Source organism: Actinomadura geliboluensis, assembly GCF_005889745.1.
Classification (GTDB): Bacteria; Actinomycetota; Actinomycetes; order Streptosporangiales; family Streptosporangiaceae; genus Spirillospora; species Spirillospora geliboluensis.
On sequence record NZ_VCKZ01000247.1, the window covers coordinates 1 to 14207 of the forward strand.

The following is a 14207-nucleotide window of genomic DNA, read 5'->3' on the forward strand; positions in this document are numbered from 1 at the left end:
CCGGGGGTTGAGGGTGTCTTCCGCGAAGCTCCAGCGGAGCGGAAGACACCCTCAACCCGCGCCGCGGGGGGTGTGGGGGGTCGCCCCCCCACAATGTCAGGCCCGAACGACGATCGTGTTGCAGATCTTGTCGGCGAAGGTCTGCTTGCGGTCGTCCCACAGCGGCCAGAGGAAGCCGATGTAGCACAGGAAGCTGTCGGCGATGTGGGCGATCTTGCGGACGAACGCCATGCCGAAGCCGATGGGCTGGCCGGTCTGCGCGCTCACCAGGCGGATGCCCATCTGGCGCTTGCCGATGGACTGGCCGGTGGTGCCCTCCTGGTAGCAGATCCACAGGCCGCCCGCGATGGACAGCGCCATGCCGACCAGCATGAACAGCAGGCCGAGCACCGCGGCGCCGCCGCTGCCGGAGCTGGTCAGCAGCATGCTGAGCAGGTAGAGGACGAAGACCGGACCGGCGAAGATCAGGTAGTCGATGATGTAGCCACCGGCACGCGAGCCCCACTCGGCCAGCTGGCCGGTCGAGCCGTAGTGGTGGTGGTGGACCTCCTGGTAGCCCGGCTGGGCGGGAGGCTGCTGGCCGTAACCCGGCTGCGCGGGGGGCTGCTGGCCGTATCCGGGCTGCGCCGGGGGCTGGCCGTAGCCCGGCTGCGCGGGCGGCTGGCCGTAACCGGGCTGCGCCGGGGGCTGGCCGTAGCCGGGCTGGGCCGGGGGCTGCTGGCCGTACCCGGGCTGTTGCTGCCCGTAGCCCGGCTGCTGACCGTACGGGTCGTAGGGGTTACCCACACTTGCTCCTTTTTGATTGACCCTGTGGTTATGTGACGCCCGCCGGACCCGGTGGGCTCCGCAAGTCTGGCCGAGGTTCGACTTCGGCTCAAACCCGCAGGACGTCCAACCGGACGAGCTGCCACAGCTCCGACCCCACGAGGGCGGTGCCGAGCATCCAGGCACGGGTCTTCGGCTGGAGTGCCCACCACCGTCGTCCCAGGCCCAGCGGTGCGGCGGCGACGGCGATCGCGCCGGTCAGGGCGACCGGGTTCGCGAGGACGGCCTGGACCGGACGGCCCGAGCCGAGCTCGATGAACACGGTCGTGCCCCCGCACATGGGACACGGGATTCCGGTGAGCGCCCGTAGGGGACAGAGCACGCCGGGGTCGTTGACGCGGTGGATCCATGACGCGCCGATGGCCGCGACGGCCATCGCCGCAACGCGCAGCGCCGTCCCCAGGGGGCCGTGCCGCGCTGCGGTGAGGGTCCGGCTGACGATCCCGCCGAGCGCACCTTGCGGTGCACCGGTGGCCGCCGCCCCGGGCGCTCCCCCCAACGAATCCTCCGCCTCGATGACATACAGGTGAGTGCACCCGTATATCGGGTGCACCCGGAGGCAGGTCAAGTGCGGGCAACGATCCGCGACAGGACCGTTACGGAGTGCACGGCGACTCCACCCCAGGGGTAAGAGTAAGACAAATGGGCAGGTACGTGGGCACTCTTTCTTGCTAAGAGTTTCATGAATCGTCGGCGGCGCACGCGTGGGGGAAAGCAGGGGCGCGAGAGGAAGGCGTGCGGAACGCGCCGGCCGAGTTCACGGTGCCACGTACCGAGATCCCGATACCTCGTACCGAGATCACGGCGCCACGTACGGGAAGGACCCGACGTGCGGTGAGGGCCCCGGTGCGACGCGAGGCCCCGGGGGGCGTCAGCTCTGCGCGGCGGCGCCGACCACAAGCGGACCGCCGGGGGCGGGCAGGTGCTCGGCCTCGACGACGTCGGCGATGACCGCGGTGATGTTGTCGGGGCCGCCGTTGTCGCGGGCCAGCTCGATCAGCCGGTCGACGGCGCGCTGCGGATCGGCCTCCGCCGACACGACCTCGTAGATCGCCTGCGCGTCGACCGGGCCGCTCAGGCCGTCCGAGCACAGCAGGTACCGGTCGCCGAGCCGGGCCTCGCGCAGGCGCAGGTCGGGCTCGCGGTCCTCCCGGCCGTCCAGCACCCGGTACAGCACGTGGGAGAGCCGCGACGTCTCGGCGGGGTCGGCCTGCTGGCCGGCCTGCTCCGCCTCCGCCTTCAGCAGCTCGTCCATCGTGTGGTCCTGGGTCATCTGGAACAGCTCGCCGTCGCGGAGCAAGTAGCCGCGCGAGTCGCCGACGTGCGCCAGTGCCACGGACTCCCCGGACCAGAGCATCGCGGTGAGCGTGGTGCCCATCCGGCTGAGGTCGGGACGTTCCTCGCGGACGATGCGGAGCTTCTCGTTGGCCTCGGCCACCGCGCGGCCCAGCATGTCAACAAGATCGTCCTTGGGGGCAGCGGTGTCCAGCGAGCGCAGTGAGCCGATGACGGTCGAGCTCGCGACCTCGCCGCCCGCATACCCGCCCATGCCGTCCGCGACCGCGATCAACCACGCACCGGCGTACCCCGAGTCCTCGTTGTTCTCGCGGTTGCACCCGATGTCGCTGCCTGCTGCGTACCTGATTGCTACGTTCATACCAATTTCGATGACGATCCTGTCAGAGGAGTTGTATCAGTAGCGGACAGTGGATTCCCCGGTTTCCCCGGCGGAGCCGGACGATCCGACACCGTGCCGGACCGCGTACAGCGCCGCCTGCGTCCGATCCTGGACTCCCAGTTTCATGAGCAGATTACTGACGTGCGTCTTGACCGTCTTCTCGGACACCACGAGCGCGCGCGCGATCTCCCGGTTGGACCTGCCCCGCGCGATGTGCACGAGCACCTCCCGTTCCCGTTCGGTCAGCGCGGCCATGCCGCGGTCGTCGTCCCGCTCCGCCGTCCCGTCCCGCAGCATCGCCTCGGCCGCGTCCGGCGCGAACAGGACGTGCCCGTCGTTGACCGCCCGGATCGCCTGGACGAGCGCCTGCGGATCGACGTCCTTGTACAGGTACCCGGCCGCACCCGCCTGCACGGCCGGCAGCACGTGGCCCCGCTCCGTGACGCTGGTGAGGACCAGGACCCGTGCCGTCACCCCACGAGCCCGCAGCTCCGTCAGCGCGGCCAGACCGTCGGCGCCCGGCATCTTGAGGTCCATGAGCACGATATCGGGCTCCAGCGATTCGGCCAGTGTCACGGCCGACGCGCCGTCCTCGGCCTCGCCGACGACCTCGATGTCGTCCTGGATGCCGAGGAACGTGCGCAGCCCCTGCCGGACGACCGGATGGTCGTCGGCGATGAGCACCTTGATGACACCCGGCTCCGCCATCACAGCGCCACCTCCAGCCGGACGGTCGTGCCCCGGCCGGGCACGGCGTCGATCGTGAGCTCACCGCCGATGGAGTGCGCCCTGGCGCGCATGGAGGCGAGCCCCAGCCCGCCCTGGGGCTCGGTGTCGGACGCGTCGAAACCGGTCCCGTCGTCGGCGACCTCCAGCACGGCCTGGCCGTCCGCCGTGGCGAGCCGTACCTCCACAGTGCTCGCGCGGGCGTGTCGCAGCGCGTTGTAGAGCGCCTCCTGGGTGACCCTGAACGCGACGGCCTCGTGCTCCTCCGGCAGGACGACGGCCTCGTCGGCGGAGAAGCGCACCTCGGCCTCGTGCGCCCGGTCGAGGACCTCGACGTGCTTGCGCAGCGACGCGACCAGGCCGTCCGCGAGGTCGGCGGGGCGCAGCTCGAAGATCACGGCGCGCAGCTCGGCGAGGGCCGCGGCGGCGAGCCGCTCGACCTGCGCGAGCTCCTGGACGGTCCGCGCCGGGTCGCGCTCGGCCAGCGCGGACGCCGTGCGCGCCGTCAGCCGCAGCGAGAAGAGCTTCTGCGCGACGGCGTCGTGCAGCTCGCGGGCCAGCCGGTTGCGCTCCGCGACGACGGTCAGCTCGCGGTTGTGCTCGTAGAGGCGGGCGTTCGCCATCGCGATCGCGGCGTGCGCGGCGAACAGGGTGAGGAGCTCCTCGTCGCCCTCGGTGAAGCCGCCGGGGGTGCGCTTGTTGGCCAGGAAGACGATGCCGAGCACGTCCTCGCCGTCGCGTATCGGCACGCCCAGGAAGTCCTTCAGGACGGGGTGCGCGACCGGCCAGCCCTCGAACTCCGGCTCCCGGCGGATGTCGCCGAGCCGCTTCGGCACGTCGCCCTTCAGCATCGCGGCGAGCATGCCGTGCTGGCGGGGCAGCGGGCCGATCCGCTCCCACTCCTCCTCCGACACGCCCTCGACGACGAACTCGGCGAACGACCCCTCGTCGTCGGGCACGCCGAGCGCCGCGTAGCGGGCGTCCAGCAGCTGCGCCGCGGCCCGCACGATGACCTGCAGCACCTCGTGCACGGACAGGTGCCGGGTCACCGCGAGCACGGCGGAGCTGACGGCGTGCAGGGTCGCGCCCTGGTCGCCGCGGCACCCGTCGTCGGTCTGCATCCCGGCCTCTCGTCCTCCCGGGCCGCCCCTCGCGAGCGGCCCGGATGAGCTCCCCGCGGTGCTCACTGCTGAAGACCGTACTCTCTGGGCGGGTCTTCCCGAATCAGCCTGGACGAGTATCCCCGCCGCCGGAGCGGGACCCGGGTCCTACGACCATCAGACGAGCCGCCGGGGAACCGGCGGCCGATGCCGCCGGACGCCCCGGATTCCTAGCGTCGGTGACATGAAGACGGCACTGATCACAGGAGGCTCCCGGGGCCTCGGGCGGGCGCTCGCCGCCGAGCTGGCGCGGGACGGCTGGACGCTCGTCATCGACGGCCGCGACCCCGTCGTCCTGGCGGCCGCCGCCGCGGAGACGGGCGCGACCGGCATCGCCGGGGACGTCGCCGACCCCGCGCACCGGGCCGCCCTCGTCCAGGCCGTGTCCGGCGGGCTCGACCTGCTCGTCAACAACGCGAGCACCCTCGGGCCCACGCCGATGCCCCGGCTGGACGCGCTGCCGGTGGCCGACCTCGCGGACACGCTCGCGACGAACGTGCTGGCGCCGCTCGCCCTGATCCAGGAGGTCCTGCCGAGCCTGCGGGGGCGGCGCGGCGCGATCCTCAACATCACGTCGGACGCGGCCGTGGAGGGCTACGAGACGTGGGGCGGCTACGGGACGTCCAAAGCGGCGCTGGAGCAGTTGTCGAACGTCCTCGCGGCCGAGGAGCCCGACGTGGCCGTGTGGTGGGCGGACCCCGGCGAGATGAACACCGACATGCTGCGCGCGGCCGGCGAGGACGCGGACGCCGCGCCCCCGCCCGCCGAGGCCGCCGCCGCCCTGCACCGGCTGATCGCCGACCGCCGCCCGAGCGGCAGGTACCGCGCCTCCGACCTGGTGAGCGGGCGATGACGGCCGTCCTGGACCATGATCGCGTGGCTGATTCGGGGCGAAGTGTCCTTTCTGCAGGTTTTCGTGGTCCGACGTTCGGGATCGTGCTGGTCGTCACGCTGCTGGCGTTCGAGAGCATGGCCGTCGGCACCGTCATGCCGGTGGTCGCGTCCGACCTGGACGGCCTGGCGCTTTACGCGTGGGGGTTCAGCGCGACGCTGATCAGCAGCCTGCTGTCCACGGTCCTGGCGGGCGGCTGGGTGGACCGGTCCGGCCCGGCGCGGCCGCTCATGATCGGGCTGAGCACGTTCGTCGTCGGGCTCGTGGTCGCGGGCGCGGCGCCGGCCATGGGCGTCTTCGTCGCCGGCCGCGCGGTGCAGGGCCTCGGCACCGGCGTCTCGCTCGTCGCGATCTACGTCGTGATCGCCCGCGTGTACCCGGAGGCGCTGCGGCCGCGGGTGTTCGCGGCGCTGTCGGCGGCCTGGGTGCTGCCGTCGCTGATCGGCCCGGCGGTCGGCGGCGCGGTGGCCGAGCACGCCGGCTGGCGGTGGGTGTTCCTCGGGCTGATCCCGCTGGTGATCCCGCCCGCGCTGCTGCTGGTGCCCGTGATCCGCCGCGTCAAGCCGGTGGACGCCGCCGCTGGGGCCGGCGCCGGGGCCGGCAAGGCGCGGTACGTCGCCGCCGTGGCCGTCGCGGGCGGCGCCGGCGTCCTCCTCTACGGCCTCGACGGCGCGGGCTGGGCGATGCTCCCCGCCGCCGTGGCGGGCCTCGCCGGGCTCGCGTACGGCCTCCCCCGGCTGCTGCCCGCCGGGACGCTCCGGCTGCGCCGCGGGCTGCCCAGCGTCGTCCTCGTCCGGGGCCTGCTGTCGGGCGCGTTCGTCGGCACCGACGTGTTCATCCCGCTGGCGCTGACGAAGCTGCACCACTTCAGCCCGACGCAGGCGGGCATCGTCCTCACGGTCGGCGCGCTCGGCTGGTCGGCCGCGGCGCAGATCCAGGGCCGCTCCCGGCGCCCCCGCGAGTTCTACGCACTCCTCGGCGCCGTGCTCGTCACCGCCGGGATCGTCCTCGCCGCCGTCGCGCTGCAGCTGTCCGGCTGGCTCGCCGCCCCCGCGTGGATCGTCGGCGGCGCCGGGATGGGCTTCGCGATCGGCAGCCTGTCCGTCCTGCTCCTCGCCCTGTCCCCGGAGGACGAGCAGGGCGTCAACTCGTCCGCGCTCCAGATCAGCGACACCCTCGGCTCCTCCCTCGTGGTCGGCGCCGCGGGCGCGCTCGTCACCGGCTTCGGCGTCGACCGGCTCGGCACCGGGCTCGCCGTCGCCGGCGTGCTGTTCGCCGCGATCGCCCTCCTCGGGGTCGTCGCCGCTCTCCGGCTGGAGGTCTCGAAATGACCGTCGACTTCACCCTGCCGCCCGCCCTCGAAGCCCACGAGCCGCCGGAGGCGCGCGGCCGGACCCGGGACGGCGTCCGCCTCCTGGTGTCGCGGCGCGCGTCCGGCGCGGTCTCCCACCACGCGTTCCGCGACCTGCCGGCGCTGCTCGACCCCGGCGACCTGCTCGTCGTGAACACCTCGGCGACGCTGCCCGCCGCCGTCCGGCTCGACCGGATCAGCGTGCACTTCTCCACCCCGGTGCCCGGCGGCGACGACCGGCTGTGGCTCGTCGAGCTGCGCCGCCTCGCCGGGAAGGCCAGCCGCCCCTACGCCGGCGGCTGCCCCGGCGAGTGGATCCCGCTGCCCGGCGGCGCCACCCTCACCCTCGTCGAGCGGCACACCCGCCGGCTGTGGCGGGCGCGGCTCAGCACCGACGTCGTCCCCTACCTGCGGCGCCACGGGACGCCGATCAGGTACGGGTACGTCCGCCGCGACTGGCCGGCCGCCGCCTACCAGACCGCGTTCGCCCACGACAGGACGACCGGCAGCGCCGAGATGCCGAGCGCCGGCCGGCCGTTCACGCCGGAACTGGTGACGGAGCTGGTCTCGCGTGGAGTCCTGATCGCCCCGATCACGCTGCACACCGGCGTCGCGTCCCCCGAGGCGCACGAGCCGCCGTACGCCGAGCGCTACCGCGTCCCGGAGCCGACCGCGGCGCTGGTCGAGCACGTCCGCGCCCGGGGCCGGCGGGTGATCGCCGTCGGCACGACCGCCGTCCGCGCCCTGGAGACGGCCGTGGACGCCTCGGGACGCGTCCGCCCGTCCTCCGGGTGGACCGAGCACCTCGTGACGCCGGAGGGCGGCGTCCGAGCCGTGGACGGCCTCCTCACCGGCCTGCACGAGCCGGCGTCGTCGCACCTGCAGATGCTCACCGCCATCGCGGGCCGCGACCTGCTGGCCGCCACCTACGCGGCGGCCCTGGCCGAGCGGTACCTGTGGCACGAGTTCGGCGACCTCAACCTGATCATGTAGCCGTCTCGCATGCCGGACCTGCCGCACGCCCCCCACGTCAGGGCCGGTACCGTGAAAACAGTTATGGACGGGTCAGCACAGCGCACGCTCCTCATCACACTCACCGGACGCGACCGCCCCGGCGTGACCTCGCGCCTGTTCCGGACGCTCGCCGACTTCCCGCTCACGGTCGCCGACGTGGAGCAGGTCGTCATCCGCGGCCGGCTCGTCCTCGGAGTCCTGCTCGCCTACAGCGAGGGCGCCGACATCGGCCGCGTCTGGAACGCCGCCGAGCACGTCGCGAACGACCTCGACATGGAGATCGAGCTCTCCACGGGCCGCAACCGGCGGATGCCGAAGCGCACCGGGCGGCTGCACGTCACCGTCCTCGGCGCCCCGCTGAAGCCCGCCGCCATGGCCGGGATCTCCGGGCGGATCTCCGCGCACGGCGCCAACATCGACCGCATCGAGCGGCTCGCGCAGACCCCCGTCACCTGCATCGAGATGGACGTCTCCGGCGCCGACCCGGACGCGCTCCGCGCCGCCCTCACCGCCGAAGCCGCCGAGCAGCAGGTCGACGTCGCCGTCCAGCAGAGCGGGCTGAGCCGGCGCGCCAAGCGGCTGATCGTCATGGACGTCGACTCCACCCTCATCCAGGGCGAGGTCATCGAGCTGCTCGCCGAGCACGCCGGCTGCCTCGACGAGGTCGCCAAGGTCACCGAGGCCGCGATGCGCGGCGAGCTCGACTTCGAGGGCTCCCTCCGCGAGCGCGTCGCGCTGCTCGCCGGGCTCGACGCCGCCGCCATCGACGACGTCCGCGAGAAGCTGCGGCTCGCCGCCGGCGCCCGCACCATGGTCCGCACGCTGAAGCGCCTCGACTACAAGTTCGCGATCGTCTCCGGCGGCTTCACCCAGGTCACCGACGCCCTCGTCGACGACCTCGGCATCGACTACTCCGCCGCGAACACGCTGGAGATCGTCGACGGCAAGCTCACCGGCCGCGTCACCGGCCGCGTCATCGACCGCGCGGGCAAGGCCACCGCGCTGGAGCGCTTCGCCCGCGAGGCCGGCATCCCGATCAGCCAGACGGTCGCGATCGGCGACGGCGCCAACGACCTCGACATGCTCCAGGCCGCGGGCCTCGGCATCGCCTACAACGCCAAGCCGGTCGTCCGCGAGGCCGCCGACACCGCCGTCAACGTCCCCTACCTCGACACGATCGTCTTCCTCCTCGGCATCTCCCGCGAGGAGGTCGAGGCGGCCGACGCCGCCGACGCCGCGGCCGACCGCCCGAACCCCGCCGCGTAGGCCCGCCGCCCCCGCTAGGGTCGCGGGTCATGATCTTTCGGCGTACGGGCGGCGCCGGGGCGGTCGACTGGGCCTCCCTCCGGCACGCGTGCGGCCCGGCGGACGACGTGCCGCGGCTGCTGCGCACCGCCGTCGGACGCGACGACGGCGCCGCGCGGGAGGCGCTGGGCGAGCTGGCCGCCCGCCTCACCCACCAGGGCACCCCGTACCCCGCCACGGCGGCGGCGGTGCCCGTCCTGATCGAGCTGGCCGCCGCGCGGCGGACGCGGCGGCGGCCGGAGCTGCTGTGGCAGCTCGCCGTCATCGCCGAGAGCACCGGCGCCGCACCCGAGCTGGTGGAGGAGATCCGGGCGGCGCTGCGCGCGGGCGCGCGGCGGCTGCTGAAGCTGCACGCCGACCCCGACGTCCGGGTGCGGCGGATGGCGTCCTACACGGTGGGTCAGCTCCCCGCCGACAGCGTGCCCCTCGCGCGGCTGCGGGAGATGCGGGACGCCGAAGGCGATGACGAGGCCGCGGCCGAGCTGCTGGCCGCCGGGGCGCTGCACCCGAAGGAGGCGGCGCCCTGGCTGGCGGACGAGCTCGCGGCGGGACGTCCCGTCCTCACGCGGGCCGCCGCCGCCTGGTCGCTGGCGGTGTACGGCGAGTCGTTCGGCCCGGCCGCCGTGGCCGCCGTCCGGGAGTGCTGGGCGAAGTACGACCCGTTCCGCGACAGCCCGTGGTCGGACGGCTCGCTCAGCGAGATCATCTCCTCCGCTCCCCTGGAGGACGCCGTCGAGCTGGCCGGCGCCTTCCTGCGGGACGAGCCGGGGGAGAACGCCTCGCGGGTCGTCGGCGGAATGCGGTGGCGCTGCCTGTTCTTCCGGTCCGCCCGGACGGGGTTCGGGGACGTGCTCGCCGAGGCCGTCTCCCATCCCGACATCGAGGTGCGTGCGGCGGCGGCCGCGCTGCTCGTGGAGGTCGGGCAGGCCGTCCCCGCCGCCGTCGCTGCCCTCGCGGAGTACGCGAAGGCGCCGCCGGAGACCGCGCTCACCGACCGCCGGCACTGGCTGCACGGCCTGCGCACGTCCGAGGGGCGCCTCCTCGCCGCCGCGCTCCGCCTGCTCGTCATGGCGGACCACCCGGACTGGCGGCCCGCCGTCCTCGGCGCCTTCGGCGCGGGATGGTTCGACGGCGAGACCGTCGGGCTGCTCGCGGAGCGCGGGCTGCCGCCCGACCCGGCGCTGCTGGACGTCCTGCGCCCGCACCTGGCGTCCGCCGAGATGGAAACGCTCATGGCCCACGAGCCGGACGTCGCCATACCCGCGCTGCTGACCGCCTGGGGGCCGGACGCCGCCGCCGCGACGCCCGAGCTGGCCGGCCTCGTCCCCCATGAGTGCCTCGCCGCCGTCACGACGCTGCGGGCGATCGGGCCGGGCGCCTCCGCCGCCGTGCCCGCCCTCACCGAGGCCGCGACCGGTTCCGGCTCTTGGGATTTCCGCGAAGCGTGCGCCGAGGCGCTCGCCGCCATCACCGGCGACGGCGAGCACCTCGCCCGGTTCGTACGGGACGCGGCGGCCGCCGGCGAGACCGTCCTGGCGGCGCGCCTCGCCTGGACGCACGGGCTCCCGCTGGACGACCTCCTGCCCGCCCTGCGGGAACTCGCCGCGACCGACACGGCGGACTTCGACGGCTGCGAGCGGCGGATCGGCGCGGCCGAGATCGTCCTGGACCTCACCGGCGACACCGCCACCGCGCTGCGCACCGCCGAGGCGGTACTGGCGGACGGCCGCGCGCCCGCGATCCAGGCCGCCCGGCTCGCCGGACGGCTCGGCGCGGAGGCCGCCGCCCTCGTGCCCGTTCTGCGCGCGATGGACGACGACGTCACGTCCCACTACCCGGCCGCCCTCGCGATCAAGGAGATCACCGGCGACACCGGTCCGCTGGTCGACGCCGTCGCCCGCCGGCTCCTGGAGCACGGCGCGGGCCCCTGGCTCGCCGAGGCCGCCCGCGAGCTGTGCGACGCGTTCGAACCCCTCGTCCCGGGCCTGCGCCGGCAGGCGGCCATGGACCGCAACACCCTCCCGCCGACCTCCCTCGACACCCTCATCCCCGGGGACCTGGAGCAGCTGTCCGTCCTCGCGGACGTGCTCGCCGCCCGGGACGGCCGCGACCGCCCGGCCGATCCGGGCCTTAGGCAGTGATCATCGGGGTACGGGTGAGGCGTGGGGAGAGGGCTCTCCGCGGGCGGGCGAGTGAAGGCGGAGGGACCGGCGGTGCTGCAGCGTGCGCGGGAGGCGTACGTTCAGGCGAACGGGCAGGCGACGCCCATGTACGGGGTCGCCGCGGCCGTCGCGGTGGCGGTGCCGCTGATCGCCGGGGCGCTGACCGGGCACGCCGCGCAGGGCTCCATGATCGCGCTCGGCGCGTACCTGGTGGCGCTGCGGGCGCCTGAGGGGCCGTACGGGGCGCAGGCCCGCAGCCTCACCGTCGGGGTGCTGGTCGTCGCGGTCGGGGCCGGGGTCGGCGGGCTGCTCAGCGGGCACCTGTGGCCGACCGTGATCGTGGTGCCGCCGCTGATCGCGCTGGGCGTCGCGGTGCCGCGGATCGGGTCCACGGCCGGGCTGGCGGTGCTGCTCAGCGCCGTCCGGCCGCCGTCCGCCGACGTGATCGACATCGGGCTGCTGGAGCTGATCGGCGGCCTGTTCACCGCCGGGCTGCTGCTCGCGCCGTGGCCCGCGCGGCGGCTGCGCCCGCTGCGCGCCTCGCTCAGCGAGTGCGCCGACGCCGTCGCCGAGGCGCTCGACGCCGTCGCCGAGGACGTCGCCCCGCACGACGCCGGACCGCTCGACGCCGTCGAGATCACCAACCCGGACCTGCGCGCCGTCACCCGGATCCCGGACTGGGAGGCCAAGCGGCGGGCCGCGTCCGAGGCGCTCACCGAAGCCCGCGCGACCTACCGCCTCTACCGGACGGGACGCGGCCGCAGCGACCCCACCCGGCCCGAACGGCTCATCGACGCGCTCGGCCGCGTCCTCCACGAGACGGTGACGCTGCAGGCCGTCCTGGAGGCGGCGAAGAACTATCCGCCGGACCGCGAGTGGCAGCTGGAGACGCAGACCGCGATCTCCGCGCTCGCCGCGCGGCTGCGGCTGCTCGCCGGGGCCGTCGCGACGGCGGGCGAGGCGCCGCTCGGCCGGGAGGAGTCCGCGGCCGTCCGGCGGATGGGGCGGGCGGCCGAGCAGATCCGGCGCGCCGGGCTCGCCGGCGACGAGGACCTCGTCGCCGTCGCGCTGATCGGCCAGGTGCGCCGCTCCATCGACCGCATCGCCGGCGAGGTCGCCTCCACCCGCCGGATCGTCGCGAGCGGCCTGCGGATCGGGTTCGGGCCGCCGCGCCTGCCCGGCAGCCTCGACCCGCTGCCGGCGTGGGACCGGATGGGGCACGCCGTCCGCACCCGGTCCCCGGCGTTCCGGCAGGTGGCGCGTGTGTTCGTCACGGCGGTCGTGTCGATGGCGCTGGCCGCCGCGCTCGGTCTCTCGCACGGGCACTGGCTGACGATCACCGCGATGCTGAGCCTGCGCGCCACCTACGGCGAGACCGTCGACCGGCTCGTGCAGCGCATCGGCGGCACCGCGGCCGGATCCGCCGTCGCCGCGGTCATCCTCACCCTGGCGCCGGGGCAGCTCACCGTCGCCGTGATCGCCTTCGCGTTCGCGTTCGCCGGGTTCGCGATGCGGTCGGTGAACTTCGCCTACTGGGCGCTGTTCGGCACGCCGCTCGCGATGATGCTGCTCGACTTCTCCACCCCCGCCGGCTGGGCCACCGCGGGGGAGCGGATCGCGCTGACCATCGCCGGGACCGCGCTGTCCTACCTCGCCGTCCGGCTGCTGTGGCCCGCCGGGCACCTGGAGCGGCTGCCCACGCAGCTCAACCGGCTGCTGCGCACCCACGCCGACCTCGTCCGGGCGACGGCGGACGTCCTCGCGGGCGAGCAGGTCCGGCTGCCGCACGACACGATCGTCGCGGCGGAGCGGGCGGCGGAGGCCGTCGCCGAGACCCGCACCCGGCTCGGCCACGAGCGGCTGCCCGACACCGAGCTGATCAACGAGCTGCGGACCGCCGTGGACGCCGCGCACCGCACCCGCGACCACCTCATCGCGGTCGCGCGGCTGTCCCGGGAGAAGGCCGTCGACACCGGGCCCGTCCCCGAGATCCTCGACCGGCTCGCCGACGAGTTCGAGGAGACCGCCGTGCTGCTGGAGGAGCCGGAGGAGCTCGACCCGAAGCACGTCCCGCCGGTCGAGGAGCTCGGCGAGGAGCTCGCCGACCTCGACTCGCACCTGTCCACGCTCACCCGGCGGCGCCGCGCCGAGATCAAGGCGGGCATCGACCGCGACGAGGTCACCCCGCTCCGGCAGGCGCTGCTGCAGGTGTCGGGCACCCGCTACACGATCAGGTCGCTGCGCCGGGACGCCGGGACGGTCGTCGAGTCGTCCCTCATCGCCGCGGCGCCCCGCCCCTGAGGTCAGTCCTTCGGCGTGTGGACGGTGCGGAGCGTCCCGAGGCCGGGCCGCGCCTCGCTCCACGCGCCCGGCAGGTCGATCACCGCGAGCGCGCAGGTGGGGAACGTGGCCGGCGACTCCCCGGTCAGGTCGTGGACGAACTGGTGCACGGACGGGTTGTGCCCGACCAGCAGCAGCGTCCCGGCGTCCTCCGGGGCCTCGGCGACGAGGCCGAGCAGCTCGTCCGGGTCGTTGGCGTAGATCACCGGCTCGTGGTCCGCCGGCGCGTCCACCGCCAGCAGGCCGAGCGTCTCCCGCGTGCGGGCCGCCGGCGAGCAGAGCACCCGGTCGGGGACGAGGCCGTTCGCGCGCAGCCACTCCCCGGCCGCCGCGGCGTCGCGGCGCCCGCGGTCGTTGAGGACGCGGTCGATGTCGGCCGTGCCGAACCCGGCGACGGCCTTCGCGTGCCTGAGCACGATGAGCGTGGGCATGACCGCAACATTAGGCGGGCGGTCACGGCGCGGCGAGCGCCGCCAGCCCCCACAGCACGAGAAGGATGCCGAGCATCCCGCAGATCACGAGGGCGAACCCCTTGGGCCCCGACATCGCCGGCTTGCCGCCGCCGCTCGTCACAGCGCCTCCCGATGGTCCCGTCCGGGGCCGGAGACGTCCGGCCCTCCCCTCAAGATGAATCCATCGGTGTCGACGACGTCGGGCGTGTCGGTGGACTCGTAGGTGAAGGTGATGTCGCCCCAGGTGGACAGGGCGATGTCGAGTTCGCGGCTCTGCTTGGCGGCGGCGCGCAGGATGTCGG

13 protein-coding genes are annotated in these 14207 nt (G+C 74.5%); 6 read left to right on the top strand and 7 right to left on the bottom strand.

Annotation, left to right across the window (positions count from 1 at the left end):
* Positions 1-96: 96 nt before the first annotated feature.
* The 5 genes from ETD96_RS28255 to ETD96_RS28275 all read right to left on the bottom strand — a co-directional run bounded on the left by ETD96_RS28255 (position 97) and on the right by ETD96_RS28275 (position 4350).
* Positions 97-786 (bottom strand): RDD family protein, encoded by a 690-nt coding sequence (locus ETD96_RS28255; RefSeq protein WP_138639534.1) that lies wholly within the window; start codon positions 784-786, stop codon positions 97-99.
* A gap of 88 nt (positions 787-874) precedes the next feature.
* Positions 875-1324: a DUF2752 domain-containing protein gene (locus tag ETD96_RS28260; protein ID WP_240808288.1), complete on the bottom strand. Its 450-nt coding sequence runs from the start codon at positions 1322-1324 to the stop codon at positions 875-877.
* Positions 1325-1696: 372 nt separating this feature from the next.
* Positions 1697-2482 (bottom strand): PP2C family protein-serine/threonine phosphatase, encoded by a 786-nt coding sequence (locus ETD96_RS28265; protein WP_138639535.1) that lies wholly within the window; start codon positions 2480-2482, stop codon positions 1697-1699.
* Positions 2483-2518: 36 nt separating this feature from the next.
* Positions 2519-3211: a response regulator gene (locus tag ETD96_RS28270; protein WP_138639536.1), complete on the bottom strand. Its 693-nt coding sequence runs from the start codon at positions 3209-3211 to the stop codon at positions 2519-2521.
* Positions 3211-4350 carry a GAF domain-containing sensor histidine kinase gene (locus ETD96_RS28275; protein ID WP_138639537.1) on the bottom strand — a complete coding sequence of 380 codons (1140 nt, stop codon included), beginning with the start codon at positions 4348-4350 and terminating at the stop codon, positions 3211-3213. The genes ETD96_RS28270 and ETD96_RS28275 overlap by 1 nt, the downstream gene beginning before the upstream one ends.
* A gap of 223 nt (positions 4351-4573) precedes the next feature.
* Here ETD96_RS28275 and ETD96_RS28280 point away from each other — a divergent pair, with 223 nt between their 5' ends.
* From ETD96_RS28280 to ETD96_RS28305, 6 genes are all read left to right on the top strand, one after another.
* On the top strand, positions 4574-5242 hold the full coding sequence (locus ETD96_RS28280; RefSeq protein ID WP_138639538.1) for an SDR family NAD(P)-dependent oxidoreductase: 669 nt from the start codon (positions 4574-4576) through the stop codon (positions 5240-5242).
* Positions 5243-5325: 83 nt separating this feature from the next.
* The gene (locus tag ETD96_RS28285) at positions 5326-6612 is read left to right on the top strand and encodes an MFS transporter (RefSeq protein WP_240808289.1); all 1287 of its coding nucleotides are present in this window, start codon (positions 5326-5328) and stop codon (positions 6610-6612) included.
* Positions 6609-7625, top strand: a complete 1017-nt coding sequence (locus tag ETD96_RS28290) for an S-adenosylmethionine:tRNA ribosyltransferase-isomerase (RefSeq protein WP_138639540.1) — start codon at positions 6609-6611, stop codon at positions 7623-7625. Before ETD96_RS28285 ends, ETD96_RS28290 begins: the two co-directional genes overlap by 4 nt.
* Positions 7626-7688: 63 nt before the next feature.
* Entirely contained in the window at positions 7689-8912 is a 1224-nt protein-coding gene (serB, locus tag ETD96_RS28295) for a phosphoserine phosphatase SerB (protein WP_138639541.1), read from the top strand.
* A 29-nt stretch (positions 8913-8941) separates the two neighbouring features.
* Positions 8942-11092: a hypothetical protein gene (locus ETD96_RS45125; protein WP_171069273.1), complete on the top strand. Its 2151-nt coding sequence runs from the start codon at positions 8942-8944 to the stop codon at positions 11090-11092.
* A 72-nt stretch (positions 11093-11164) separates the two neighbouring features.
* Positions 11165-13414 carry an FUSC family protein gene (locus ETD96_RS28305; protein ID WP_138639542.1) on the top strand — a complete coding sequence of 750 codons (2250 nt, stop codon included), beginning with the start codon at positions 11165-11167 and terminating at the stop codon, positions 13412-13414.
* 2 nt (positions 13415-13416) lie between these two features.
* Here the strand turns inward: ETD96_RS28305 and ETD96_RS28310 are convergent, their stop codons facing one another.
* Together ETD96_RS28310 and ETD96_RS28315 are read right to left on the bottom strand one after the other, a co-directional pair.
* Positions 13417-13884, bottom strand: coding sequence for a SixA phosphatase family protein (locus ETD96_RS28310; RefSeq protein WP_171069274.1), 468 nt, complete (start codon positions 13882-13884; stop codon positions 13417-13419).
* A 138-nt stretch (positions 13885-14022) separates the two neighbouring features.
* On the bottom strand, positions 14023-14207 hold a 185-nt coding region (locus tag ETD96_RS28315), incomplete at its 5' end, for a hypothetical protein (RefSeq protein ID WP_138639543.1).